Here is a 24,791-nt window from a genome sequence, read left to right as displayed (position 1 = left end):
ATGAGGGATGAACCGGGAACCAGGCTCCGGATCGTCGTGGTGGACGATCACGCGGTGATGCGCGCGGGGGTCGTCGCCCTGCTGGCTCCCGAGGCCGGCATCGAGATCGTCGGCGAGGCGGGCGACGGCCGCGCGGGCGTCGAACTGGTCGAGCGCCTGGCACCCGATGTGGCGCTGATCGATCTACGCATGCCGGTCCTGGACGGGGTGGCCGCCACCGCCGAGATCGTCGCGGGCCCGACCGGGACCCGGGTGCTCATCCTGACCACGTACGACACCGACGTCGAGATCGAACGCGCGGTCGAGGCCGGCGCCATCGGCTACCTGCTCAAGGACACCACGCGCGACCAGCTCGTCGACGCCATCCGCTCGGCCGCCCGGGGCCAGACCGTGCTGGCCCCGCGAGTCGCCGAGCGGCTGGTCGCCCGGATGCGGCGGCCCGCCCCGGTGGTGCTGACCGCGCGCGAGGTCGACGTGCTCGGCGCGGTGGCCGACGGTCTGTCCAACGTGGACATCGGCAAGCGGTTGGTCATCGCGGAGGCGACGGTCAAGACCCACCTGCTGCGGGTCTTCGCCAAGCTCGACGTCAACGACCGCACGCACGCGGTGGTCGTCGCCCTCGAACGCGGCCTCCTGCCCCGCCCGGGGCGGGACGAACTCGCGTAGCCGCGAAAAGCGTCCGCCGGGGCGCGCCAGGGCGTGTCGTCGTCCTGGGCCCGTCGTCGTCCGCCGACTCCGTCGTGCGCCCCCGGGACGCTCCGGCCGCCCGGTGTGGCTCCACCCGCCCGCGGGGACCGGCGTGATCATGAACGTAAGCGCGCTGGCTCTCGATTTCGGCGACACCCTGGCCGTGCCCGGTCCCAACCCGGACGGGCGGATCGTCCTGACGGTGCTCCGCCGGCTGCCCGACACCGACGTCCCGGACACGTTCGTGGCCGCCTACGACCACGTGCACCGGATCACCCGCGAGGCCGATCGGGTCCGGGACACGCACACCTCCTTCGCCGAGGAGATCCGCCGGGCCGCCGCGCTGTGCGGGGCGCGGATCCCCGACCCCGACGCGGTCACCGAGCTCGTCTTCGACGAGGTCCCCGATTCGCGGGTGATCCGCCGGGCCGCCGACGCGCTGCTGCGGCTGCGCGCCCGCGAGGACTTGGTGTGCGTGCTCGCGTGCGACACCCAGCGGCCCGAGTCGGTGCGTCGGCGCACCCTGGTCGAGGCCGGCATCGACGTGTGCTTCGACGCGATCGTGCTGTCCTGCGCGATCGGCGTGCGCAAGCCGCATCCGGACTTCTACGCCGAGGTCGAGCGGGCCTGCGGGGTCCCGCGCGCGGAGATCATGTTCGTCGGGAACACCCCGGCCAAGGACGCCACCGCGCCGCACGTGTACGGCATGCAGGCGGTCCTGATCGCCCCGGCCGGACGGCCGAGCGGGTTGCCCGCCGCGATCGGCGTGATCGACCACTTCGCCGACCTGCCGGACTACCTGACGCACATGCGGTCCCGCTGAGCCGGGTCGGGTCAGCCGCGGATGTCCGCGACGTACTCGACGTTGAGCTCGTCGGCCGCCTCGTGACTCGGCGCGGTCGCGAACCACGCGTCCAGGATCTCCATCAGCATCGGCCCGGAGGTCAGCCGCAGGCTCAGCGCGAGCACGTTGGCGTGGTTCCAGCGGCGCGCGCCGGCCGCCGTCTCCGCGTCGCCGCACAGCGCCGCCCGTACCCCGTCGACCTTGTTGGCCGCGATCGAGGCGCCCGTACCAGTCCAACAGCAGACGATCGCCTGATCCGCCCGCCCCGCCGCCACCTCGCGCGCCGCGGCCGCGCTCACCGGCGCCCAGTCGTCCGCGAACTGCGGATCGTGGTCGGGGTCGAAGGCGCCGAACGGCGACACCTCGTGACCGCGCTTGCGCAGCTCGTCGGCGAGGTAGAGGGCCGAACCCTTGACCTGATCGGCGGCGATCGCGATACGCATCGGACGCTCCTTGTCGGGGGAATGTCGGTGGCGAGTGTGAGACTGAAAAGCATGGTCCCCACGGACACTCTGCACGTGACCCGACACACCTCCGCCCTCGGGTCGATGGAGACCGTGTTCGCGCCGCCACACCCGGCCCTGGCCACACTGATCGGGCCCTATTGCGGCTACCACGAGCAGTTGATCGCGCCGCTGCGCCGCCGCGAGGTGGCCACCCCGTCGATCACGCTCATCATCGGATTCGCGCCGCTGCGCGTGTGGTCGCCGCACGCGCCGGGGTACGCGCCCGGCCCGACCACGTCGTTCGTGGCCGGACTGCACGACGGCCCGGCGATCGTCGAACACGACGGCTACCAGTCCGGCGTCCAGATCGACCTGACCCCGCTGGGCGCCTATCGGCTGCTCGGCCTGCCGCTCGGCGAGCTCGGCCACCGGGTCGTGCACCTCGACGACCTGCCCGGCTGGGACGTCCGCGAGCTCACCGACCGGCTCGTGTCCGCGCCCCACTGGGCCGCCCGCTTCGCCTACCTGGACGAGATCCTGCTCGACCGGCTCGACCGCGGCCCGGAGCCGTCGCCCGAGGTGACCCGCTGCTGGGACCTGCTGGCCGCCGGCGCGGGCCGGATCGGGATCACCGAACTCGCCCGCGAGACCGGCTGGAGTCGCCGGCACCTCGGCGCGCGCTTTCGCGAGACGGTCGGCCTGCCGCCCAAGGCGGTGGCCCGTGTGCTGCGTTTCGGACACGCGCTCGCGCTGCTCGACGGCGCGGACCCGCCCCGGTCGTGGGCCGACGTCGCGATCGAGGCGGGCTACTACGACCAGGCGCACTTCAACCGCGACTTCAAGGCGCTCGCGGGCTGCACGCCGAGCGTCTATCTGGGCTCGCGCCTGGCGGGTGGCGGGTTCGAGGGCTGACCGCCCCGACCGTTCCCGTTTATCCAATACCGCCAGGGGTCACTCGCCGGAAGCTGGAATCAGGACCCCAGCACAAGGAGCAAATCAATGAGTGACACGAGTGGCATGAGCAATATGAGTGACAAAGCCCTGGTCTCGGACCTCGTGCCGACGCTGCGCTACAACGACGCCGCCGCCGCGATCAAGTTCCTGCAGGACGCCTTCGGGATGACGTCCGTCATGGTCGTCCCCGGCGACAACGACACCGTCGCACACGCGGAGCTGACCTTCGGCAACAGCATGATCATGCTCGGCACCAACCTCCCCGAGGGTTGCGGCGATCAGCTCCGTTGGCCGGTCGGCGGCTCGTCCGTGTACGGCATCGTCGACGACGTGGACGCGCACTGCGCGCGTGCCGTAGCCGCCGGCGCGACCGTGGTGCTGGCACCGAAGGACGAGGACTACGGCGGGCGCGGCTACACCGTGCGCGACCCCGAGGGCAACCTCTGGAGCTTCGGCAGCTACCGCCCGCGGGTCTGAGGCACCCACCCCCGCGCCGCGCGCGTCAGCCCTCGTGCGCGGCGAGGTAGCGGTCCACCTTGGCCCGTTCGTACGCGTACACCGGCTCGATCGGGCCGACCGGGACGAACGTGGCCGTGGCGCTGTCCTCGTACAGGTCCACCCGCGTGTAGCCGACGCCGGTGACCCCCTGATAGGTGCCCGCCGGCGGGAACACGTCGGCGCGGTACGCGACGGCCGGGGCCGCCCACACGGGCACCCCGGCCAGCACACCGCAGGTCGCGTGGTGGTTGTGGCCGGTCAGCACGATCCGCACGTCCGTGCCGGCGATCGCCCGGCCGAGCCGGCCCGGGTCCTTGAGCGAGAGCCGCTCCAGGAAGGCCAGCGGCGTGGGGATCGGCGGGTGGTGCAGACCGAGCACCGTGCCGCCGGCCGCGGGTTCGGCCAACTCGGCGCGCAGCCACTCCAGCTGATCCTCCGTCAGGTCGCCGGAGTGGCTGCCGGGGGTGGTGCTGTCGAGCATGATCACCCGCACGTCGCCCGCGGTGTGCGTGAAGTCGTGCGCGTCGGTGGACGCCGGTACGCCCAGCAGCCCCTCGCGAAACGCCGCGCGGTCGTCGTGGTTGCCCATCGCGTACAGCGCGGGCGCGCCGATCCGCGGCGCGGCCTCGTCCACCAGCGCCCGCAGCCGGCGGTACGCCCGGAGGTCGCCGGTGTCCGCGAGGTCGCCGGTGAACAGCAGCGCGGTTGGCGCAAGGTCGGCCGCCTCGACCGCGGCGAGGGCCTGGCGCAACTGCTCGGCGGTGTCCAGTCGGTCGAGCAACAGCTCGCCCTCGGGGACCACGTGGACGTCGCTGAACTGGACGAGCGTGTGGCGCGGGGTACGCACGGCAATCCTCCTGCGGGCAGGCCGGACGACACGTGTCACCCGGGGGGCACAGTCCATCGTCGATGCGCGACAAGGTCAAGTATTTTGCCGGACCTGCTCGCGGTTGCGCCGAACAGACGAGCTAGCGTCTTCCCGTGGAAATCAAGACCCTGGGGTACGACCACCCCGACGTGCGCAAGCTGGTGACCGACGTGCAGCAGGAGTACGTGGAGCGCTACGGCGACCCCGACGAGTCCGCTGTCGACCCGGCCGAGTTCCTGCCCCCGGAGGGCCTGTTCTGCGTCGCCTACGAGGACGGTGTCCCCGTCGCGAGCGGCGGCTGGCGGGCGCGCGGCGCGGCCGGCGACGACCCGAGCCTGCGGGCGGGCGACGCCGAGCTCAAGCGGATGTACGTGGTGCCGCACGCGCGCGGGCGCGGCCTGTCCCGGGTGATGCTCGCGCACCTGGAGGAGAGCGCGCGCGCCGCGGGCCGCCTGCGCCTGGTCCTGGAGACCGGCGACAAGCAGCCCGAGGCGATCGCGCTGTACCGCTCGTGCGGTTACGAACCCGTGGTCGGGTTCGGACACTACAAGGACTACGACAGCAGCCTGTGCTTCGCGAAGGTCCTCTGACCGGTGCCGTGACCCGCGGCCGGGTCCGACGTCAGTGCCCGGCGTCGCCCCCGGCCGTACGGGCGCCGGTGCCGTGACCCGCGGCCGGGTCCGGCGTCAGTGCTCGATGTCGCCCCCGGCCGTACGGGCGCCGCGCAGCATGAACCACGCCGCGACCGCCGCTGCGAGGAGTACGACCGCGCCCGCGCCGGCGGCGATCCGCAGCCCCTCCAGAAACGCCTCGTTCGCCGAGTGGGTGAGCTCGACCGCGTGCTGCCCCGGCTCCGCCCCCGCCACCTCGGCCGCGCCCGCGAGCGACTCGCGCGCGCTGGAGGCCGCCGCGTCCGACACCCCTTCGGGCACCGTCACGTGGCCGCGGTACACACCCGTGACCACCGAACCCAGCAGCGCGATGCCGAGCGCCGCGCCCAGTTCGTAGGCGGTCTCGGAGACCGCCGAGGCCGCGCCCGCGTTCTCCTTGGGCGCGCTGCCCAGGATCAGGTCGGCGGTGACCGTGAACGAGAAGCCCGCGCCGACGCCGACCAGGAGCAGCACGCCGCCCAGGTAGAGGTACGGCGTGTCCTGCGAGAGCACGGTCAGCCCGCCGAGCGCCAGCCCTATCGCGGTCAGTCCGCCGGTGACCACCACCCGCGGGGTCAGTCGGCGCGCGGCCATACCGGCCAGCAGACCCGACACCACCGCACCGATCGTGGCGGGCAGCTCGGCCATGCCGGCCTGCAACGGGCTGCGACCCTGGACCAGTTGGAGGAACTGGGACAGGAAGAAGATCAGTCCGGACATCCCGAGCACGGTCAACAGATCGGCCAGGACCGAGCCGGAGAACGCGCGGTTGCGGAACAGCCGCATGTCCAGCAGCGGCACCGGCAGCGACAGCTGTCGACGGCCGAACCAGACGAGCCCGCCCACGCCGACCACCGCGGCCGCCCAGACGTCCCAGCGCAGCACGCCGTGCGTCGCGGCCTCCTTGACCGCGTACACGGTCGCGATCATGCCGACCAGCGACAGGGCCGCGCTGAGCATGTCCCACGGGCCCGGGTTCGGGTTCCGCGACTCCGGCAGCATCTTGATGCCGACCACGATCAGTACGGCCATCACCGGCAGGTTGATCAGGAAGACCGAGCCCCACCAGAAGTGTTCGAGCAGGAACCCGCCGACGACCGGCCCGAACGCCGCGCCGGCCATCGACATCGAGCCCCACACGCCGATCGCGAAGCTGCGTTCGCGCGCGTCGGGAAAGAGGTTGCGGACCATCGCGAGCGTGGACGGCATCAGCGACGCGCCCGCGACACCCATCGCGACCCGGGCCGCGATCAGCGCCTCGGCGCTGGGGGCGTAGGCGGCCAGCACGGACAGCGCGCCGAAGGCGGCCGAGCCCCACAGGAGCAGCTTTTTGCGGCCGATCCGGTCGCCGAGCGTACCGGCGGTCACCAGCAGGCCGGCGATGACGAACGAGTAGACGTCGCCGATCCACAGCAGCTGGGTGCCGGAGGGTTCGAGGTCCTCACTGAGGAACGGGATCGCCAGGCCGAGCACGGTGGCGTCGATGGCCACCAGGAGCACCGACAGGGTCAGGACACCGAGGGCGATCCAACGGCCCGGCGCGCCCTTTTCGGGGCCGCCGGTGCCGGTATGAACAGGGGTTGAAGACGTACTAGTGGCCATGATCAGGAGTCCAAGCAAGGAAGTTCGAGCTGAAAGGGTCGGAGCCGGAGGGATTCGAGGCGAAGGGATTCGAAGGGATTCGAAGGGATTTCGAGGGGACTCGACGGCATTCGAGCCGAAGGGACGGGATCAGGTGTGCGGGCGACGCGCCGCGCCGCCCAGCAGGATCTCGGCCACCGAGCGGGCCGCGTCCCGGCCGGCGAGCCGGCCCTCGTGAACCCCCCAGCCGGCGGCGGCGACGAACGAGAACAGCGCCTCGGAGACCCACTGCGCGGTGAGATCGACCCGCATCGAGCCGTTCTCCTGTCCGCGCCGGACCACGGCGGCCACCTGCTCGTCCATCACGCTCCAGGCCTGTTCCAGGTCCGGGTCGCCGACGAGCGAGCTCTCGCCGTACAGGAACGCCAGGTATTCGGCGACCGGCATCAGCCGGTCGACCAGACCGCGCAGCACGGCGGGCACGTCGTCGGTCACGGCGTCGAGGTCGGCCGCGTCGATCGCGCGGCCCAACTGCTCGGTCGCCTGCGCCCCGAGCGCGGTGATCAGCGCGGGGCGGCCGGGGTACATCCGGTGCAGCGTGGCCCGGCTGATCCCGGCGGCACGCGCGATCTCGTCCATGGACGACGCGGGCCGCCGGAGCAGCAGGGTGACGGCGGCACGCAGCACATGCTCGTGGTCGGTGGGCATGGATCGACTCTAGCCCAGATGAGACATCTTTGTCTCAGAATTTACAGAGCGGATTCATCCGGCATGGATCCGCGGCGTGGATCCGCGGCGTGGATTCGTCCGGTACGGATTCATCCGGCGCCCTGTGGGGTCAGCTCCGGCCGGGGTTCCTGCCAGGTCAGGACCGCGCCGCCGTCCCCGGTCTTGAGCGTCGTGCCCGGGAACACCCGCAGCCGCCACGGCACCAGGCGCATCACCGCGAAACCCGGTGACATGGGCTTCTCCCACCCGGGCACGCCGATCCCGGCCGGGTCGTAGCCGAGCGGCTCGGGAGTGTCCCGGAACAGGTTCCACACCCGTTCCCGGATCTCCTCCTCGAAGAGCAGGTCCGCGCGGCACTCGGCGGCGCACGTGTTGTGGTTGGGCGTCCAGTAGTTGCACGACACGAACGGATTGCGGGCGATGTGCGCGCGCTTGGTCGGGGTCGGCACGGTGGCCACCCATCCCGTCAGCGTGCCGTGCTCCCACACCCAAAAGGGGTGCAGGATCCGGGTCCGCGGCCGGCCCGCGCTGTCCACGGTGGCTATCGAGGCCCACACGATGGAGTGGGCCATGGCGACGAAGGCGGGGGCAGCGGTTTCCAGATCGGTCAAGGCGGCAACCCCTGTCTCGTCGCGACGGCCCGGCACCCGTGACGGTCCGGCCTCCCCCCATAGTGTCGTGAACTCGCTTACCCCTAAAGGTCCGGGGGGAAGTCGTACGAGGCCGGCGGCGTGACCCGCAGCTTGTTGTCCTGGTACATCACCGAGATCTGGTCGTGTTCGCGCAGCTCGATCATGGCCGGATCGCCGCTGACGAGTCCGCCGTTGAGGTAGGTGCGGAGCGTGTGCGTGGCGTCCGGGGTGAGCCCGCCGAGGTGGGTCTCGTCGAACCGGACGTTCCACATCGCGAACAACTGGCCCAGCACGAACCGGGCGTTCGGGTCGTGGCTCTCCACGTGCAGCACCCCGCTGCTGTCGTGGGTGTGCAGGTCCGCCATCAGCCCGGTCTTCTTGTCGATGCCCAGATCGGGCGCGACGTCGACCCGTTCGAGGCCGACGAAGATGTCCAGGTGGACGTGGAAGTGCTGCTTCGCTCCCTCCATCGTGTCCAGGTTCAACCCCGCGTCGGCGGCCCGCTGCGCGGTGTCCGCGGGCACCGGCCACGGCGGCAGTTCGGCCCCGGACGCGGCCACGGGGTGCGGCAGCGGGGTGTCGGCGTCGGCGGACACGGGCGCGCCGGCGGCGAGCGTGCAGGCGGCCAGGAACGCGGCGGCGACGCCGACGCCCCCGCGGATGTGACGGTTCATCAGGTGACCTTCCAGGATCGGTACGGGGCCACCAACCTGGCGCCCCGACCGCCCCGACGAAAGCCGACCGGCGATTCACGCACGGACTTCACCCATACGGAGCACCCCCGCCGGCGCGGCCCCGGCAGGACTGACTTCCGCTTCGCCGGGCAGACATCGGGCGACCCACCCGCGGGCGTTCCGCCGGGTGTTCCGAGGGGGCCGGATCCAGTGACCCGCACGAGCCGCCGGCAGCGGCACATCGACAACAAGAACCGTCCGTGGTTCGTCAAGCAACGATGGATCCTGATCCTGCTCGTGCTCCTGCCGCCGATCGGGATCGCGCTGACGTGGATGGTCACCCGGTGGGCCCCGACGATGAAACTTGTTCTCTCCGTGGCGGCGGCGCTCTGGTGCGCGGCGCTGGTGATCGGGTTGAGTACCAACCTGGAGACGCACGACAAGAGCCCCGATCCGGTCGCCCCGATCATCGACGACGGGCGTGGACCGCAGTCGTCTCCGTGACCCGATCGTCGTCGCGGATGGAGTTACGACCCGATGCCCTCCTCTCCCATCACGCCGTTCCGGATCGACATACCCGAGGCCGACCTCGTGGACCTCAAGGAGCGCCTGGCGCGCACCCGCTGGCCCGAGGCCGAGCCGGTGGCCGACTGGTCGCAGGGCATGCCGCTGGCCTACACGCGTGAGCTGGCCGAGCACTGGCGCACCACGTACGACTGGCGCAAGACCGAGGCCCGGCTGAACGCCCACGAGCACTTCAAGGCGGAACTCGACTGCCTCGGCATCCACTTCCTGCACGCGCGCTCGCCGCACGAGGGCGCGCTGCCGCTGATCCTCACCCACGGCTGGCCCGGCTCGATCGTCGAATTCCTGGACGTGATCGGGCCGTTGACCGATCCCACCGCGCACGGCGGCGACGCCGGCGACGCGTTCCACGTGGTGCTGCCCTCGCTGCCCGGGTACGGCTTCAGCGACCGGCCGGCCGAGACCGGATGGGGCATCGACCGGATCGCGCGGGCCTGGGCCGCCCTGATGGCCGACCTGGGCTACCACCGCTACGGCGCGCAGGGCGGCGACTGGGGCGCGATGGTCACCGCGTCGATCGGCCGCCAGGACCCCGGGCACGTCGCCGGCATCCACATGAACATGCCGGTCGCGATGCCGGACGCCGAGAGCCTGAAGGACCTGACGCCGCAGGAGCAGAAGGCGCTCGCCGACCTCGGCACGCACGGCGAGTGGGGCACCGGCTACAGCAAGATCCAGTCCACCCGACCGCAGACCCTCGGCTACGCCCTGACCGACTCCCCCGTCGGGCAACTCGCGTGGATCGTCGAGAAGTTCCAGGAGTGGACCGACTGCGACGGCCATCCCGAGAACGCGCTGCCGCGTGATCACATGCTCGACAACGTGATGCTGTACTGGCTCACCGGCACCGCCACGTCCTCGGCCCGGCTGTACTGGGAGAGCTACCGCGACCCCGACCTGTCCGAGGTCGGCGCGCCGACCGGCTGCTCGATCTTCCCGCACGACATCATCCGCTCCTCCCGCCGCTGGGCCGCGAACCGCTTCACCGACCTGCGCTACTGGAACGAACTCGACCGCGGCGGCCACTTCGCCGCCTTCGAACAGCCCGCGGTCTTCGTCGAGGAGGTCCGCCGCTTCTTCCGCCTGGTGCGCTGACCCCGGTACACCGCGACGACCCCGCCAGCGCGTCCGCCGCCGCGACGCCGAGGACCCCGCCCCGACACGATCGTCGGAGCGGGGTCCTCGGGGTGCTTCGGGTCGGCGGGCCCGGCCGGCGGGGATGCCCTACGCGGCGCGCGCCCCCAGGACGCTGCCCAGGAGGTCGTCGAGGCCGACCAGGCCCAGAAGCGTGCCGTCGGCGGCGCGGACCAGGGCGAGCGAGGCGCGGCGTTCCTGTAGGGCGGCCACCGCGCGCTGGATCGGCGTGTCCACGCCGAGGGTCAGCACCGGGGTGGCCAGATCCCCGGCCGTGTTGCCCGAGGTCTCGGTGCGCGACGTGAGCACCTTGCGGATGTGCACGACACCGAAGAGCGTGCCCTCCGCGTCGCGCACGAGCAGCCGGTTGCGGCCGTTGCGGCGCGACACCGCGACGATCTCGTCGGGGCCCGCCGAGGCGGGCACCGAGTCGATCTCCGCGGTCGGCACGACCAGGCGCGCGAGCGGCTCGGTGTGCGTGCGCAGGGTGCCCGCGAGCACGTCGTGCGACGAGCTGTCGATCAGGCCGAGCCGGCGGGACTCGCCGACCAGGCGGCGCAGCCCCTCGGCGTCCTTGGGGTGCGACAGCTCGTCCTTCGGGTCGACCTTCGCGAGCCGCAGGATCGCGTTGCTGACGCCGTTCATCGCGAGCAGCAGCGGCCTGACCACGCGGGTGTAGCCGCGGAAGGACGGCGCGAGGACGACCGCGACCTTCTCCGGGCCCGCGATCGCCCACGACTTCGGGGCCATCTCGCCCAGCACCATGTGCAGGATCACGACCACGACCAGCGCGACCGCGAACGCCACCGCGTGCCCGGCGGCGGTCGGCATGCCGACCGCGTCGAACAGCGGGTCGAGCATCGCCGCGAACGCCGGCTCGGACACGATGCCCAGGCCCAGCGAACACATCGTGATGCCCAGCTGGGCCCCGGCGAGCATCAGCGACAGCTCGCGCACGCCGGCGAGCGCGGACCTGGCGCCGCGCTTGCGCTCGGCGACCAGCGCCTCGAGGCGGTGGCGGCGCGCGGCCACCATCGCGAACTCGGCGGCCACGAAGAACGCGTTGCCCACGAGCAGCGCGATGGTGACGGCCAGAGCCGGCCACAGGCCAAGCTCGAGCGATCCCAGACCGCCGCCGGCGGCCAGGGTCGTGGTCATGCCGTCACCTCTGTGTTGCGTGCGGAGCGCTGGACGGCGCCCCATTCGGTATCGTCCCGGGCCATCGGCGGCCGGGAGGTGAGCACGCGGATCCGGACCAGCGAGGGCACGTGCCGCTCGACTTCCAGGACCTCGATCTCGGTGTATCGGATCGGCTCGTCGTCCTCGTCGGCCGCGCGTCCGGCGCGGATCTCGTCGGGGTCGGGGGCCTTGATCCGGTCACCCACCTCGGGCAGCCGGCCCAGGGCCGCGATGACCAGGCCGCCGAGGGTGTCGTAGGGGCCGTCGGGCAGCTCGGCGCCGACGATCCGCTCGGCCTCGTCCACGCGCAGCCCCGCGTCCAGGCGCCACCAGCCGTCCGAGGGCTCGGTGTCGACGGGGTCCTCGCGGTCGCTCTCGTCGGCGATCTCGCCGACCAGTTCCTCGGCCACGTCCTCGTACGTCACGATGCCGGCGAGTCCGCCGTGCTCGTCCAGGACCACCGCGAACTCCTCGCTCGCCGCCCGGAGCTGTTCCAGGAGGGAGGCGAGCCCCGCGGTGTCGGGGATCAGCAGCGCGGGTCGGGCGATCGAACCGGCGGTGACGTGCGCGGCGTCCTCGGGGCGAACCTCCAGGAGGTCGGCCACGCCCACGACGCCCAGCACGTCGTCCACCCGCTCGCCGACGACCGGGTAGTGCGAGTGGCCGCGCTCGGCGACCAGCTCGATCAGTTCGGCGGCGGTGGTCTCGGCGCGGACCCGGACCACGTCCGGACGCGGCACCATCACCTGGTCCACGCTCAGGTCGCCGAACGCGATCGCGCGGCGCAGGATCCCGGACAGGCCGGGGTCGAGGTCGCCGTCGCGGCCGGCCTCGTCGACGATGTGCGCGAGTTCCTCGGTGGTCGCGCCGCCGTGCAGTTCCTCGACCGGCTCGATGCCGATCGCGCGCACGATGCGGTTGGCCAGCGTGTCGAACAGGCGGATCAGCGGTCCGAAGACCTTGAGGTACACCAGCGTGGGGCGGCCGAGCAGGACGGCGACCCGCTCGGGCTCGGCGATACCCCAGTTCTTGGGGACCAGCTCGCCCAGGACCATCTGGATCGCGGTGGCCACGGCGAAGCCGAGGATCAGGGAGATCACGGGGACCGCGCCGTCCGGGACTCCGACGCCGTCCAGGACGGGGGAGATCACCGCGGCGAGCGCGGGTTCGGCGATGAAGCCGACCAACAGGGCCGTCACGGTGATGCCCAGTTGGGCGCCGGACAGCATGAACGACAACCGCCCCATCACGGTCATCGCGCGAGCCGCGGCCTTGTCGCCGGATTCCGCACGGCGACGCAACAGACTGCGGTCGGCCGCCACGTAGGCGAACTCCTGCGCGACGAAGAAACCGGTGCCGAGAGTCAAGACGACGATCGCGGCTATGCCTAGAGCCGCGGTCATGAGACCGCCTCCCGGACATCGCGGCTTCGATCACAGTCTCGGGAGGGACCGGTACTAGGGGGGTCCGTCTCTTGGGCGGACACGCACGCTCCTTGCTCAACGGGCAATTCGGGGTCAAACACTTACGGTGGCGAACGTACCATCGCGCGCGATTGTTCCCCGGGCCCGGGCGCGGACACACGCCCGGGCGGTCGAATTCGAACCAGTATCAAAAGATGCTTGGCTTTCGACCCCGCGTCATGACAATCTGTGCGTCCTCGAACACCGTGAGGTGATGAGGGGTTCGTCGAGGGCGCGCGACCCGCGCACTGTGGCGAACGGAGTAGCGCCGACATCCGTCTCCCGCCGAGGTCGACGGCAAGTTCATCCGTACGGGGGAGCGACCCGCGCGTTCCCGTCCGGAAGATTGGTACCGGAACTCGCACCGCCGCAATGACGTTGACAACATCAGACGGGGGCAGCGTGTACGACAGCAGCCCTGATCCGGCCGACGCCGGCTCGCCCGAGGTCCTCGCACCGGACCTCCCAGCGCGCGAGAAGGAGATCATGCCTCGCACACTCGACGACTACGCCGTGTCGCTCGCCGCGTTGAAGGCCTACGACATCACCGGCGTTCGTCCGCGCGATCTACGCCGATTCCGAGACTCGGGCGAGCTGCCCGACGGCGTTCCGGAGGCCGTGGTGCTCCGGGCGCAACGCATCGTCGAGGAGGAACGGGACCGGCTCCTGCGCCTCACGTCCGGCTCGTGAGACCCGGGCACCCGCCGGCGGGATGCGGCGGGCGCGACTCGAACGGCTTCGGCCGAACCGGGCTCGTTCGCTCCCGACAACCGTTTCGATTTGGGCGACGGTGTCGGTTTTAGATCAATTGGTCCCGTTGAGATAGGCCAGCACCGCGAGGACGCGTCGGTTCGTCTCGTCCGAGGTGTCGATCGACAACTTCGCGAAGATGTTCGTGGTGTGCTTGCTGACCGCGCCCTCCGACACGAACAGGCGCCCCGCGATCGCCGCGTTCGAACACCCCTCGGCCATCAGCTCCAGCACCTCGCGCTCGCGCGGGGTCAACTGGGCGAGCGGCTTGTCCCGCACGTTGCGCGCGAGCAGTTTCGAGATCACCTCGGGGTCCATCGCGGTACCCCCCGACGCGACCCGGCGGACCGCGTCCACGAACTCGTCCGTGTTGAACACCCGGTCCTTGAGCAGATAGCCGACCGCGCCGGTGCCGTCCGCGAGCAGCTCGCGCGCGTACAACTGCTCGACGTACTGCGACAGCACCAGGATCGGCAGCCCCGGCACCCGCCGACGGGCCTCCAGGGCGGCCTGGAGCCCCTCGTCGGTGAAGGTCGGCGGCAGCCGCACGTCGACGACCGCGACGTCCGGCTTCTGCTCCACCAGGGCCTTGAGCAGTTCGGGCCCGTTGTCGACGGCCGCGACGATCTGGAAGCCGTGCGCCTGGAGCAGGCGGACGAGCCCGTCCCGAAGCAGGGCGAGGTCCTCGGCCAGGACGACCCGAAGGTCTCCGGTGCCCGGGCCGGGATGTGGCTGGCTCATGTGGTGAAGGACTCCCCGAGTCGAACAGTTCCGCGTACCGTCTCGATCGCCGAACGCGCGGACGTACACGCGCGGCGGACGACGATCGACAACGTGAGCTTTCCACAGCCGCGCCGGCGGACCAAGGGGGTGTCCGGCGGACCGGGCCGGCGACCGATCCCGCAACCGATCCGGAGCTCGCACGGAGCGTCGCCGGAGCTCAACGAGGGCGCGGCGTTGTCTCGGCGAACAGCGCGATGAAGGTGCCGAGACCGACGAACACGATCGAGCGGCACACGATGACGGCGGACAGGCGCAGGAACGCCGGCCAGTCGTCGGGGCGGTTCGCCCGGGCGCCGGCGCGCGCGGCGGCCGCGTGCCGGGCGAGCCGGCGGATCACCGCCGCGGTCACCAGGACGCCGGCGACGGCCGGGGCCATCAGCCAGGGGGTCGCGCCGAGCCCGCCGGCGGAGAGCCGCTCGGCCACCAGGAACGGCACCAGGCAGGGCACGGCGCCCTGGTAGAAGTCCACCGCGGCGTGGCCGATGGCCATCATCGGGATGGCTGCGCGCTCGGCGGGCTCGCCGGCTTCGGCGGGTGCGGCGGGTGCGGCGGGTGCGGCTTTTCGGCGGTGTCCGGGGGGCTCGGAGCGCTCGGGGTCGGTCACCCCTCGATGGTCGAATCCCGGGCCGGCGGCGAGCTTCCGATAATCTGCCAGGTGATGCCGATCTCCCGCCAACCCCTGGCCGAGCCCCCGTCGGGCGAGTCGACGATCACCCGCCACCTGCCCGCCGGCGGCGGTGTGCGGGCGCATCGGCACGACGTGCACCAGATCGTGTACGCGGGTCGCGGTGTGCTGTCGGTGACCACGGACGCCGGGAGTTGGGTCGCGCCGGCCACGCGCGCGTTGTGGATCCCGGCCGGGACGGTGCACGAGCACCGCGCGCACGGGCGGACCGTACTGCACGCGGTGGGCATTCCCGCCGACACCAATCCGCTGGGCCTGGATCGGCCCGCCGTGCTCGCGGTGGCGCCGCTGCTGCGCGAGCTGATCATCGCGTACAGCCGGCCCGGGGCGGAGCACACCGACGAGGGCCTGCGGATCCGCGCGGTGCTGCTCGATCAGCTCCGCCACACGCCGCGGCAGGCGCTGCACCTGCCCATGCCCCGGGACCCGCGGTTGGCCGCGGTCTGCGACCTGCTCAGGGCGGACCCCGCCGACTCGCGCACCCTCGCCGAGTTCGGCGCCGGGGTCGGGGCCGGCGCGCGCACGCTGACCCGGCTGTTCGGCGCGGAGCTGGGCATGACGTTCCCGCAGTGGCGCACCCAGCTGCGCCTGCACCACGCGCTGTGCCTGCTGGCCGAGGACGTCCCGGTGACCACCGTCGCGCACCGCTGTGGCTGGGCCTCCGCGAGCGCGTTCATCGACGTCTTCCGCCGCGCGTTCGGGGACACCCCGGGAGCCCACCGCGCGGCGGGGTGAGCGGGACGGTCAGGCCCGGACGCCGGGCAGGCCGGTGATGAAGTCGGCGAACGCGGACAGGTTACGGCTCTGGGTGAGCACCCGACCCGGGCCGGTGAAGTCGAAGACCAGACCCTCGCCGGAGGTGATCGACGCGATGGTGCGCCCGCGCGCGGCCCGCCGGGTGCCGAACGTGATCGTGGGCGAGTACGCGACCACGTGCCCCGTGTCGATCACGACCTGCTCCCCCGCCTCCAGGTCCATCGCGTCGAGCGCGCCGTAGCAGCCGAGCACGACCTCGCCCTGCCCGGACGCGTGCACGAGGAAGCCGCCCTCGCCGCCGACCAGGCTGCGCAGCCCGCCCCAGCGCGTGTCGATCTGCACGCCGGCCGAGTTGGCGAGCCAACAGGTCCGAGTCAGCAGGAACTCGGGCACGTCGGGGGTGAGCGTGATGTTGGCGATGTCGCCGGGCAGCGCCGCCGCGACGTCGACCCAGCCGCCCTGCGCGGGTGCGGTGAACGTGGTCTGGAAGAGCGACTCGCCGCCGAGCATGCTGCGCTTGAGGCCGCGCATGAGGCCGCCCTCGACCTTGGCCGAGATCTCCACGCCCGCGCTGTGCGCCATCATCGCGCCGGACTCGGCGCGCATCGCCTCCTTGGGGTCGAGTCGGCAGCGGGCGGCGGCGAACGCGGGGCCGTGTCTGACTTCGACTCTCATTTCCCGAACGTACCCGTCGGCTCCACCACCACACAGGTCCGACGGGGGGACGCCGTCCCCCCGTCGGACCTGCGGTCCACGCGCACGATCACGCGGCCGGCGGCTCCCCCTTGATGATCGCGAAGCGCGCGCCGAACGGGTCGGTCAGCATCGCGAGTCGGCCGGCGTTGGGGACGTCCTCGGGCCCCATGAGCGCGGTCGCGCCGAGTTCGATCGCCTTGGCGAACGAGGTGTCGCAGTCGTCGACGCCGAAGTACACCTGCCACTGCGGCGCCGTCTCCCCCGGGTCGACCGTCATGACGCCGCCGTGCATGCGGTCCACGTCCTCGCCCGGGTAGGCGAGGCTGTACGTGCCCGCGGGGGACGGAAGGTCCTGGTAGTTCCAGCCGAACACCGAGTGGTAGAAGCCGGTGGCCGCGACCCGGTCGGGCGTGTACAGCTCCACCCAGCACAGCGCGCCGATGTCCTGGATCAGCTCGAGGCCCTTGCTCGTGCCGGGCTGCCACACCATGAAGCCGACCCCCGTGGAGTCGGTGTACCCGGCCATCCGGCCGAGGTCCATCACGTCCATCGGCGGCAGCAGCACGCCGCCGCCGGCCTGCTCGACCGCCTTGGTGGTGGCATCCGCGTCGGCGGTGTGGAAGTAGACGGACCACGCGGGGGCCGCGTTGTCGTCCGTCATCGGGGCGAGCGCGCCGACGCTCTTCCCGTCGAGCCGCAGGATCCCGTAGCCGCCGGTCTCGGGGCCGGTGATCTCCAGCTCCCATCCGAAAAGGCCGCCGTAGAACGCGCCGGCCGCCGGAATGTCGCGCACCGCGAGGTCGAGCCAGATCGGGGAGCCGGGCTGGTAGTCGGTCGTGAGCATGATGGGTCACTCTCCAGTGGATCGATGGAATCGATCGGCGTGCGGATCGAATGCCGCCTCTACAGGGATGGACCGGGACGAGCCGCGGAACTCATCGGGCGGGAGGGATGCCGACTGTACGAAATGCCCTATTTATTGCAATTACATACAGTTCTTGTATGAGCAAGATTCACGCAGCCGACTTGGATCGCGTCGCCACATACGCGGCGGAACTCCCCAACGCGTGGTTGCTGTGCCGGGAACTGGGCCACAACTGGGGTCCGCACAGCGCCCGCGTCATCGACGGCGGCGGCTTCGACCGCGTCCTGCGCTGCCGGCGCTGCCCGACCCGACGGCATCAGGTTCTGGACGCGTACGGGCGGATCGTGTCGAACACCTACGACTACCCCGAGGGCTACCAGATGCCGGCCGGCCAGGGCCGGATCACCGGTGACGGGCGCGGCGTGCTTCGGGTGGCCAGCATCCGGCACGACATCGCGGCCGCCGACGAACGGGCCGCGAAGCGCCGGGCGGTGCCGGCGAAGCCCGCTCGGCCGGCTCGGACCGCCCGGAGTGGGCGCTGATGGCCCAGCACATCGCGCTGACCTGCGACTGGTGCGACCTGTTCGACCTGCCGGACGAGCCGGCCGTGGTCAGCCGCGTGCTCGCGCTCGACGGGCCGCCGCGAACCGTCGACCTGTGCGGCCGCTGCGATGTCGAGCTCGCGCGGCTGCACGCGCTGTACGACCGGGGGCGGGATCTGCCCGACGAGCCCCGGCGGGACCGGGCCGGCGGCCGAGCACGGGCCGGCACGGAGGCGGTGGCGCCGGCGGGCCCGGAGGCCGGCGCGAGCGTTGCCGAGGTGCGGCCCAAGCCCACCGTGCTGTGTCCGCTGCCGCACCCCAGCGCGGACGGCGGCCCGCTTCGGGTGACCTACGCCCACCGCGGCAATCACGCCGACATGGTGCACCACGGCTCCCGCATCTGGGACATCGAGTGGGAGGACCCGGACGGCATCCTCACCAACCCCTGCACGGAGCACGAGGCATGCTCGGCACACCACCTGAGCTTCACCACACCAAAGGGACTGACCGCCCACATCAACGCCTGCCCACTCCCCCGCCTAACCTCGGAGCCGGCCGCATAACGCACCCCGCAGCCCTCCCAGCCCGTCCGGCGTTTGAGGACAAGCAGCCCGTCCGGCGCTTGAGGACAGCCTTTCCAGCCCGTCCGGCGCTTGAGGACAGCCCTTCGAGCCCGTCCGGCGTTTGAGGACAACCCTTTCCAGCCCGTCCGGCGTTTGAGGACAACCCTCCCAGCCGGTCCAGGCGCTTGAGGACAGCGGCGTCAACCGGCAGAGCCAGGCGACGGCGCGGCCCCCGCCGAAGGCAAGAGCGGTTCGCAGACCTTGAGCGCGTCAGCGACCTTGGAGTCGGAGCGATCCAGCGCGCTCATGCCGCCGAATGGCAGCTCGACCCGGTGGTCCTTGAGGCAGCCGACGAACGCCCTCATGGCCGATTCGTTCGGCCCCCGCTCGGGCCCCGCCGTACCGCCCGCCTGCCCCCGCTGCGGCCGCAACCCCACGCATGCCTCCTGGGCCTTCCGCACCACCGGATCGGTCGAGCGCGGTTCGGGCCGACCGCTCGGCAGACCGGAGGGCCGTTCGCCCCCGGACCACGTCGGACGCCCCGATGGGCGGCCCGTGGGCCGATCGCTGCCCGCGCGGCCGGTCGGCACGGCGAACCCGTTGGCACGCAGGCAGTCGACGTACGCCTTCGCCGCCTCCGTGTTCGCCTCCGCCTCCACCTTGCCGATCGGTACGTTCGGCGGCGCCGTGGCACTCGTACTCTTGCCGTCGCTCCCCCCACACCCCACCAACAGCGACAAGAGCACGACCGCCCCGGCGGCGGCCGGCGCCATCCTCGTGGTCCACGTCGGTCGACCCGGATACCTCGTCATGACGTCCTTCCCACACGTTTCGGAGTTCGGCGCCGGACGCCGCACCGCCCAATCCCGCTCGGACTCAAGCACGCCCGGTTGCCCGTACCCCGCACGTCACCTGGGAATTCCCTGGGAGCCGGAGGTACCCCCATGCGGCGGTTGTACCGATCGGTTCCGGTTTCGGCGTACCGAACGGGTGCTGGTGGCCCGAGACCCGGCCCCGCGTTGCCGGCCCGCTCCCAGGCGGCGGTCAGGATTTCGGCACGTGTCCCCTCCAGGCTGTGCCGCCATGAGGCGTGTACGACTGCGACGAAAGTCGGTCCTGATCAACCTGGCCCTGGCCACCGCGATGGTGACCGGGGCCGGCTTCGCCTACGCGGCCGTGGACGACGGCGGTGGATCGTCGCCGTCCACGCGGACCCGCACGGGCAAGGTGACCAAGGGGACGGTCATGGCGACGGTCTCCGCGACCGGGTCGTTGGCCTCGCCGTCCGATGTGGGAATCGGGTTCACCGCCGCCGGCAAGGTCACCGCGGTCCGGGTCAAGGTCGGCGACGCGGTGACGGCCGGCCAGGTCCTGGCAGAGGTCGACCCGACCCAGGCGCAGGAGGCGCTCGACGCGGCGGAGTCCGCCGTGGCGGTGGCGCAGGCCAACCTGACCAAGGCCCGCGCGGGCACACCGGTCCAACCGAACGGCGGCGGCGGCAACGACGGTGGCAGCGGCAACCAGTACTCGGACGTCCGGAACACCGTCCTGCGCGGCACCGTCGACGGGTCCGGGGCTGTGCCCACCGCCACGCCCACGACGGCGCCGCCCCGGTCCACGTCGACCCCCGCCGCCCAGCCGCACCCGACCGTCACCGTCACCGTCACCAAAGCCGCGACGGCCACCCCGACGCCGAGCACGACGGTGGACGCCGCGGCGGTGACTCAGGCCGAGGCGGCGCTGGTCACGGCCGACAACAAGCTCGCCGACGCGCAGCGGGTCCTGGCCGGCTGCGTACTCAAGGCGCCGTCGGCGGGCGTCGTGGCGTCGGTGGCGGGCAAGGTCGGCGACACGGTGTCGGCGTCGGCCGCGACCTCCTCGGGGTCGTCGAGCGGCGCGGGAGGCGCATCCGGCTCGACCGGCGGCCAGGGACAGAGCGGTTCGTCGGGGTCGAGCACCACCGCGTCCGGGTTCGTCGTGCTCGCCAATCCGACCGGGATGCAGACCAAGGTGTCCTTCTCCGAGGCCGACGCCGGCAAGGTCGAGGCCGGCCAACCCGCCACGGTGACCCTCAACGTCGACTCGACGGTCAGGCTCAACGCCCGGGTGGTGAGCGTGAATCCGCTGCCGGACGGCGGGGCGTCGGCGGGCTCGGTCAAATACGGCGCGACGATCGCCCTGGAGGGCGACGTGTCCTCGTTGCGGACCGGGCAGACCGCCAACATCTCGGTGATCGTCGCGGTGGCCGAGAACGCGTTGCAGGTGCCGTCCGCGGCGGTGACCGGCACCGGGGCGACCGCGTCGGTGCGCGTGCTGTCGAACGGCGTGGAGCAGCGCCGCACGGTGACGGTGGGGGTCGTGGGCGATCAGACGACGCAGATCGTCTCGGGGTTGGCCGAGGGTGACGAGATCGTGGTCGGGACCACCGCCGTGTCCGCGACCGGCGGCGCGACCGCCGGCCGGTCCGGGCAGTCCACCCGGGGCGGGACGACCGGCGGGGCTGGCCTCGGCGGCGGCGGGGTCATCCCCGGTGGCGCCGGGGGCGGCGGCTTCCCGGGCGGTGGGACCCGATGAGCGAACGGCGCGCGGTCGCCACCGCACCGGTCATCGACGTCCGCGCGGTGACCAAGTCGTACGGACACGGCCCGGCCGCCGTGCACGCGCTGCGCGGGATCGAGCTGCGGATCGAGACCGGCGAGTACGTGGCCATCATGGGCAGTTCGGGGTCGGGCAAGTCCACCTTGATGAACGTCCTGGGCTGCCTGGACGTCCCCACGTCCGGCCGCTACCTGCTCGACGGCCTCGACGTCGGCCGGCTGGACGAGCATCAGCTCGCGCTGGTGCGCAACCGCCGAATCGGCTTCGTGTTCCAGTCGTTCAACCTCATCCCGCGCATCAGCGCGCTGGGCCAGGTCGAACTGCCGCTGTCGTACGCCGGGGTGCGGGCCCGCGAACGCCGCCGCCGAGCGCTCGCCGCGCTCGAACTGGTCGGCCTGGCCGACCGTACCGAGCACGCGCCCAACGAACTCTCCGGCGGCCAGCAGCAACGCGTCGCACTCGCCCGGGCCCTGGTCACGGCACCGGCGCTGCTGCTGGCCGACGAGCCGACCGGAAACCTGGACAGCCACAGCACCGCCGAGGTGCTCGGCATCCTGGACCGGCTGCACGCGGCCGGCCGGACGATCGTGATCATCACGCACGAGGACGAGGTCGCGGCCCGCGCCGAACGCGTCCTGCGTCTGGTCGACGGCCTGGTGGTCGCCGACCACCGCCGTACGGCCGCACCGTCGGGAGCGACCGCACCCTTGGAAGGGGCCCGCGGGTGAACCCCGTCGACATCGTCCGGTTCGCCGTCCTCGGCCTGGCCGCGAACAGGATCCGGACCGCGCTGACCATGCTCGGCGTGCTGATCGGGGTCGGCGCGGTGATCCTGCTCGTGGCGGTGGGCAACGGCTCGTCCAAGTCCGTCCAGGCGTCCATCGAACGGCTCGGCACCAACCTGCTCACCGTCTCGCACACCGCGGGCGGCGGGCGGTTCGGCGCGGCGGGACAGGGCGGCTCGCTCAAGGACCTCACGATGGACGACGCGCGGGCACTCGTCGACAAGACCCTCGCCCCGCATGTGAAGTCGGCCGCGCCGGTCCAGACCACGTCGCAAAGCGTCGGCTACGGCGGCCAGTCGGTGACGGTCTCGCAGATCGTGGGAACCACTCCGGACTGGTTCCCGACCACCAACCACGACCTGGCCCGGGGCACGCTGTTCGGCACGGACGACGTCACCGCCCGCCGCAAGGTCGCGATCCTGGGCAGCACCACGGTCGAGAACGTCTTCGGTACCGAGGACCCGATCGACAAGGAAATCCTGGTCGGCGGCGTGCCGTTCCGGGTCGCGGGCGTGCTGCGGACCAAGGGCGGCAACGGTGCGGCGGACTCCGACGACACGATCGTGTTGCCGGTGACCACCATGCGCGACGGCCTGACCGGCTACGGCTCGCTCGGATCGATCGCGGTACAGGCGACCTCCTCGGACGACACCGCGTTCGCCCAGGACGAGGTCACCTCGATCCTGAACAACCGGCACAAGATCACGAGTTCGAGCCAGAGCGACTTCCGGATCACCAATCAGCAGTCGCTGCTGAGCGCCAACGACGAGACCAACAAGACCTTCACTGTGCTGCTCGCGGCCGTCGCGGCGATCTCACTCCTGGTCGGCGGGATCGGGATCACCAACATCATGCTCGTGACGGTCGCCGAGCGGACCCGGGAGATCGGGATCCGCAAGGCGATCGGCGCGCCGCGCGGCGCGATCCTGGGCCAGTTCCTGGCCGAGTCGACGCTGCTGTCGGTACTCGGCGGCGGCCTGGGGGTCGCCGCCGGACTGTTCGCGGCGCGCTTCGAGGTGGTCGGGATCGAGCCGGTGGTCGTACCGAGTTCGGTGCTCGGGTCGTTCGCCGTGTCGGTCGCGATCGGGCTGTTCTTCGGGGGCTATCCGGCCGCGCGGGCGGCCGCGCTGCGCCCGATCGAGGCGCTGCGGCACGAGTGACCGACCGACGCCCCGCCGCCGCCGTTGTTCCAGGAGGAGAAGCCAGACCATGCAGCCCAAGCCCAGCCTCGACCCGTCCGACACCCGGCCGCTCGACGTGCAGCCGCTCGACGTACAACCGTCCGACACGCGGCCGCTCGGCGTACGGCCGTCCGACACCCGGCCGCCCGACCCGGAGCCCGCGGCGAACGCGCCGGCGGCCGAGATCGGGTTCGTCGGTGGATTCCGCGCCGAGCCCCGATCCGCAGATGGGTCCTTCCCCGGCGATCCGGATCCCGTCCTCGACGAGTCGCCCGAGGACATCCTGGGCCGGCCGCCGGCCGCGCGCGACGTCGCCGACGAACTCGCGGCCCCGCCGCGCCGGAAACTGCCCGCGATGACGCTGGCGCTGGGCGCGGGGGCTTTCCTCGCCGTCGGTTTCCTGGCCGGGGTCGAGGTACAGAAGGACCACGACGGCGGGGCGAGCCCGGCGGCCGACGGCGCCCGGGCGGGCGCGCAGCCGGGTGGCGGAACACCGTACGGCGGGCGGGCGTCCGGCGGCGCGGCCCAGGCGCAGCCGGGCGGTGCGGCCCAGCCGGGCGCGGGACAGACCGGCGGCGCGGCCTCGGCGGTCACGACCGGGACGGTGAAGGTGGTGGACGACTCTTTCATCTACGTCTCAGATTCGACCGGCAACATCGTCAAGGTGAAGACCGACGCCGGAACGAAGATCCAGGTCACCCGGGACGGCAGGACCGTCGACCTCAAGCCGGGCGACACCGTCGTGGTGCGCGGCGAGACCGGCGCCGACGGCTCAGTGGCGGCGACCGCGGTCACCGAGGGCACGGCCGGCGCGGGCCGAACCGGGGCCGGCGGCTTCGGCGGGACGGGCGCCGGGCGGGGCCGGTGGCGCGGGCGGGTCGGGCGCCGCAGGCGGCGGAACCGCGACCGGCGGAGCGCGCTGACGTGGCCACCGCCGGCGGCCCCGAACGCGCCCGGCTCCTCGTCGTCGACGACGAGCCCAACATCCGCGAACTGCTGTCCGCGAGCCTGCGCTTCGCCGGCTTCGAGGTCGATTCGGCGGCCGACGGCGCCGACGCCCTCGCGGCGGTCGCGCGTTGTCGGCCCGGCCTGGTCGTCCTGGACGTGATGCTGCCGGACCTGGACGGCTTCGAGGTGGTCCGCCGGCTGCGCGCGGACGGCACCCGCCTGCCGGTGCTGTTCCTGACCGCGAAGGACACCACGAAGGACAAGATCACCGGACTCACCCTGGGCGGCGACGACTACGTCACCAAACCGTTCAGCCTGGAGGAGCTGATCGCCCGCATCCACGCGGTCCTGCGCCGGGTGGACGGCGGCGCCGGCGTACCCGTCCCCTCGAACCGGATCGTGGTCGCCGACCTCGAACTCGACCCCGACGGCCACGAGGTCCTGCGCGCCGGCCGCCCGGTGTCGCTGTCCCCCACCGAGTTCAAGCTGCTGCGCTATCTGATGCTCAACACCGGCCGAGTCGTCTCCAAGACCCAAATCCTGGACCACGTCTGGCAGTACGACTTCGGCGGCGACCTGAGCATCGTCGAGTCGTACATCAGCTACCTGCGGCGCAAGGTCGAACTCGACGTCGGCGGCGGCAAGTTGATCCACACCGTGCGCGGCGTCGGGTATGTGCTGCGCCGCCCGCCGGCCGCGGCCTGACGGGCGGTCG

At 72.1% G+C, this 24,791-nt stretch carries 29 protein-coding genes; 16 read left to right on the top strand and 13 right to left on the bottom strand.

Annotated elements, in window-relative coordinates:
• Nucleotides 1-666 carry a response regulator gene (locus tag OG928_RS31525; RefSeq protein WP_406290102.1) on the top strand — a complete coding sequence of 222 codons (666 nt, stop codon included), beginning with the start codon at nucleotides 1-3 and terminating at the stop codon, nucleotides 664-666.
• Nucleotides 667-805: 139 nt separating this feature from the next.
• Entirely contained in the window at nucleotides 806-1,510 is a 705-nt protein-coding gene (locus OG928_RS31520; RefSeq protein WP_406291316.1) for an HAD family hydrolase, read from the top strand.
• Nucleotides 1,511-1,521: 11 nt separating this feature from the next.
• Here the strand turns inward: OG928_RS31520 and OG928_RS31515 are convergent, their stop codons facing one another.
• Nucleotides 1,522-1,974: an RpiB/LacA/LacB family sugar-phosphate isomerase gene (locus OG928_RS31515; RefSeq protein WP_406290099.1), complete on the bottom strand. Its 453-nt coding sequence runs from the start codon at nucleotides 1,972-1,974 to the stop codon at nucleotides 1,522-1,524.
• A gap of 51 nt (nucleotides 1,975-2,025) precedes the next feature.
• On the opposite strand from OG928_RS31515, the gene OG928_RS31510 reads away from it, so the two are divergent.
• The gene (locus OG928_RS31510) at nucleotides 2,026-2,889 is read left to right on the top strand and encodes a helix-turn-helix domain-containing protein (protein WP_406290097.1); all 864 of its coding nucleotides are present in this window, start codon (nucleotides 2,026-2,028) and stop codon (nucleotides 2,887-2,889) included.
• An 87-nt stretch (nucleotides 2,890-2,976) separates the two neighbouring features.
• Nucleotides 2,977-3,408 (top strand): VOC family protein, encoded by a 432-nt coding sequence (locus OG928_RS31505; RefSeq protein ID WP_406290095.1) that lies wholly within the window; start codon nucleotides 2,977-2,979, stop codon nucleotides 3,406-3,408.
• A gap of 25 nt (nucleotides 3,409-3,433) precedes the next feature.
• Here OG928_RS31505 and OG928_RS31500 read toward each other — a convergent pair whose 3' ends face one another.
• Nucleotides 3,434-4,276, bottom strand: a complete 843-nt coding sequence (locus tag OG928_RS31500) for a metallophosphoesterase (protein ID WP_406290093.1) — start codon at nucleotides 4,274-4,276, stop codon at nucleotides 3,434-3,436.
• Nucleotides 4,277-4,410: 134 nt separating this feature from the next.
• Here OG928_RS31500 and OG928_RS31495 point away from each other — a divergent pair, with 134 nt between their 5' ends.
• Nucleotides 4,411-4,887, top strand: a complete 477-nt coding sequence (locus tag OG928_RS31495; RefSeq protein ID WP_406290091.1) for a GNAT family N-acetyltransferase — start codon at nucleotides 4,411-4,413, stop codon at nucleotides 4,885-4,887.
• Nucleotides 4,888-4,983: 96 nt separating this feature from the next.
• On the opposite strand, the gene OG928_RS31490 is transcribed toward OG928_RS31495, so the two are convergent.
• The 4 genes from OG928_RS31490 to OG928_RS31475 form a co-directional block, all read right to left on the bottom strand.
• On the bottom strand, nucleotides 4,984-6,549 hold the full coding sequence (locus OG928_RS31490; RefSeq protein ID WP_406290089.1) for an MFS transporter: 1,566 nt from the start codon (nucleotides 6,547-6,549) through the stop codon (nucleotides 4,984-4,986).
• 129 nt (nucleotides 6,550-6,678) lie between these two features.
• On the bottom strand, nucleotides 6,679-7,236 hold the full coding sequence (locus OG928_RS31485; protein ID WP_406290087.1) for a TetR/AcrR family transcriptional regulator: 558 nt from the start codon (nucleotides 7,234-7,236) through the stop codon (nucleotides 6,679-6,681).
• A 110-nt stretch (nucleotides 7,237-7,346) separates the two neighbouring features.
• Nucleotides 7,347-7,868, bottom strand: coding sequence for a pyridoxamine 5'-phosphate oxidase family protein (locus tag OG928_RS31480; protein ID WP_406290086.1), 522 nt, complete (start codon nucleotides 7,866-7,868; stop codon nucleotides 7,347-7,349).
• A gap of 83 nt (nucleotides 7,869-7,951) precedes the next feature.
• Nucleotides 7,952-8,563 (bottom strand): hypothetical protein, encoded by a 612-nt coding sequence (locus OG928_RS31475; protein WP_406290083.1) that lies wholly within the window; start codon nucleotides 8,561-8,563, stop codon nucleotides 7,952-7,954.
• A gap of 210 nt (nucleotides 8,564-8,773) precedes the next feature.
• Between OG928_RS31475 and OG928_RS31470 the strand changes: the two genes are divergently transcribed.
• Nucleotides 8,774-9,067, top strand: coding sequence for a hypothetical protein (locus OG928_RS31470; protein ID WP_406290081.1), 294 nt, complete (start codon nucleotides 8,774-8,776; stop codon nucleotides 9,065-9,067).
• Between the two features lie 33 nt (nucleotides 9,068-9,100).
• Nucleotides 9,101-10,243 (top strand): epoxide hydrolase family protein, encoded by a 1,143-nt coding sequence (locus OG928_RS31465; RefSeq protein ID WP_406290079.1) that lies wholly within the window; start codon nucleotides 9,101-9,103, stop codon nucleotides 10,241-10,243.
• 129 nt (nucleotides 10,244-10,372) lie between these two features.
• On the opposite strand, the gene OG928_RS31460 is transcribed toward OG928_RS31465, so the two are convergent.
• Together OG928_RS31460 and OG928_RS31455 are read right to left on the bottom strand one after the other, a co-directional pair.
• Nucleotides 10,373-11,440, bottom strand: a complete 1,068-nt coding sequence (locus tag OG928_RS31460) for a CNNM domain-containing protein (protein WP_406290077.1) — start codon at nucleotides 11,438-11,440, stop codon at nucleotides 10,373-10,375.
• Complete coding sequence (locus tag OG928_RS31455) at nucleotides 11,437-12,864, bottom strand: hemolysin family protein (protein ID WP_406290075.1); 1,428 nt, start codon at nucleotides 12,862-12,864, stop codon at nucleotides 11,437-11,439. Before OG928_RS31455 ends, OG928_RS31460 begins: the two co-directional genes overlap by 4 nt.
• 546 nt (nucleotides 12,865-13,410) lie before the next feature.
• On the opposite strand from OG928_RS31455, the gene OG928_RS31450 reads away from it, so the two are divergent.
• On the top strand, nucleotides 13,411-13,614 hold the full coding sequence (locus tag OG928_RS31450; RefSeq protein WP_406290073.1) for a hypothetical protein: 204 nt from the start codon (nucleotides 13,411-13,413) through the stop codon (nucleotides 13,612-13,614).
• A 114-nt stretch (nucleotides 13,615-13,728) separates the two neighbouring features.
• Here the strand turns inward: OG928_RS31450 and OG928_RS31445 are convergent, their stop codons facing one another.
• Both OG928_RS31445 and OG928_RS31440 read right to left on the bottom strand, forming a co-directional pair.
• Nucleotides 13,729-14,415 (bottom strand): LuxR C-terminal-related transcriptional regulator, encoded by a 687-nt coding sequence (locus OG928_RS31445; protein ID WP_406290072.1) that lies wholly within the window; start codon nucleotides 14,413-14,415, stop codon nucleotides 13,729-13,731.
• Between the two features lie 199 nt (nucleotides 14,416-14,614).
• On the bottom strand, nucleotides 14,615-15,061 hold the full coding sequence (locus OG928_RS31440; RefSeq protein WP_406290070.1) for a hypothetical protein: 447 nt from the start codon (nucleotides 15,059-15,061) through the stop codon (nucleotides 14,615-14,617).
• 54 nt (nucleotides 15,062-15,115) lie between these two features.
• Between OG928_RS31440 and OG928_RS31435 the strand changes: the two genes are divergently transcribed.
• Nucleotides 15,116-15,877, top strand: a complete 762-nt coding sequence (locus OG928_RS31435) for an AraC family transcriptional regulator (protein ID WP_406291314.1) — start codon at nucleotides 15,116-15,118, stop codon at nucleotides 15,875-15,877.
• A 9-nt stretch (nucleotides 15,878-15,886) separates the two neighbouring features.
• On the opposite strand, the gene OG928_RS31430 is transcribed toward OG928_RS31435, so the two are convergent.
• Both OG928_RS31430 and OG928_RS31425 read right to left on the bottom strand, forming a co-directional pair.
• A complete protein-coding gene (locus OG928_RS31430) occupies nucleotides 15,887-16,573 on the bottom strand; it encodes a TIGR00266 family protein (RefSeq protein WP_406290068.1) in 687 nt (228 codons plus the stop codon).
• Between the two features lie 88 nt (nucleotides 16,574-16,661).
• Nucleotides 16,662-17,438 carry a VOC family protein gene (locus OG928_RS31425; protein WP_406290065.1) on the bottom strand — a complete coding sequence of 259 codons (777 nt, stop codon included), beginning with the start codon at nucleotides 17,436-17,438 and terminating at the stop codon, nucleotides 16,662-16,664.
• A 158-nt stretch (nucleotides 17,439-17,596) separates the two neighbouring features.
• Here OG928_RS31425 and OG928_RS31420 point away from each other — a divergent pair, with 158 nt between their 5' ends.
• Both OG928_RS31420 and OG928_RS31415 read left to right on the top strand, forming a co-directional pair.
• Nucleotides 17,597-18,001 (top strand): hypothetical protein, encoded by a 405-nt coding sequence (locus OG928_RS31420; RefSeq protein WP_406290063.1) that lies wholly within the window; start codon nucleotides 17,597-17,599, stop codon nucleotides 17,999-18,001.
• Nucleotides 18,001-18,564 carry a hypothetical protein gene (locus tag OG928_RS31415; protein WP_406290062.1) on the top strand — a complete coding sequence of 188 codons (564 nt, stop codon included), beginning with the start codon at nucleotides 18,001-18,003 and terminating at the stop codon, nucleotides 18,562-18,564. The genes OG928_RS31420 and OG928_RS31415 overlap by 1 nt, the downstream gene beginning before the upstream one ends.
• A gap of 200 nt (nucleotides 18,565-18,764) precedes the next feature.
• Here OG928_RS31415 and OG928_RS31410 read toward each other — a convergent pair whose 3' ends face one another.
• Entirely contained in the window at nucleotides 18,765-19,376 is a 612-nt protein-coding gene (locus OG928_RS31410) for a hypothetical protein (protein WP_406290060.1), read from the bottom strand.
• A 271-nt stretch (nucleotides 19,377-19,647) separates the two neighbouring features.
• Between OG928_RS31410 and OG928_RS31405 the strand changes: the two genes are divergently transcribed.
• The 5 genes from OG928_RS31405 to OG928_RS31385 are packed head-to-tail and all read left to right on the top strand — an operon-like array spanning nucleotide 19,648 to nucleotide 24,781.
• Nucleotides 19,648-21,138: an efflux RND transporter periplasmic adaptor subunit gene (locus OG928_RS31405; protein ID WP_406290059.1), complete on the top strand. Its 1,491-nt coding sequence runs from the start codon at nucleotides 19,648-19,650 to the stop codon at nucleotides 21,136-21,138.
• A complete protein-coding gene (locus OG928_RS31400) occupies nucleotides 21,135-21,890 on the top strand; it encodes an ABC transporter ATP-binding protein (protein WP_406290057.1) in 756 nt (251 codons plus the stop codon). The genes OG928_RS31405 and OG928_RS31400 overlap by 4 nt, the downstream gene beginning before the upstream one ends.
• Entirely contained in the window at nucleotides 21,887-23,107 is a 1,221-nt protein-coding gene (locus tag OG928_RS31395) for an ABC transporter permease (protein WP_406290055.1), read from the top strand. Before OG928_RS31400 ends, OG928_RS31395 begins: the two co-directional genes overlap by 4 nt.
• Before the next feature lie 49 nt (nucleotides 23,108-23,156).
• Nucleotides 23,157-24,236, top strand: a complete 1,080-nt coding sequence (locus OG928_RS31390; protein WP_406290053.1) for a hypothetical protein — start codon at nucleotides 23,157-23,159, stop codon at nucleotides 24,234-24,236.
• Nucleotides 24,122-24,781, top strand: coding sequence for a response regulator transcription factor (locus tag OG928_RS31385; RefSeq protein WP_406291313.1), 660 nt, complete (start codon nucleotides 24,122-24,124; stop codon nucleotides 24,779-24,781). Before OG928_RS31390 ends, OG928_RS31385 begins: the two co-directional genes overlap by 115 nt.
• Nucleotides 24,782-24,791 lie beyond the last annotated feature (10 nt).

This window comes from Embleya sp. NBC_00896 (assembly GCF_045207785.1).
In the GTDB taxonomy this organism is placed as follows: domain Bacteria; phylum Actinomycetota; class Actinomycetes; order Streptomycetales; family Streptomycetaceae; genus Embleya.
The sequence above is the reverse complement of the archived record's forward strand: the minus strand, read 5'-3'. Positions and strand labels throughout refer to the sequence as shown.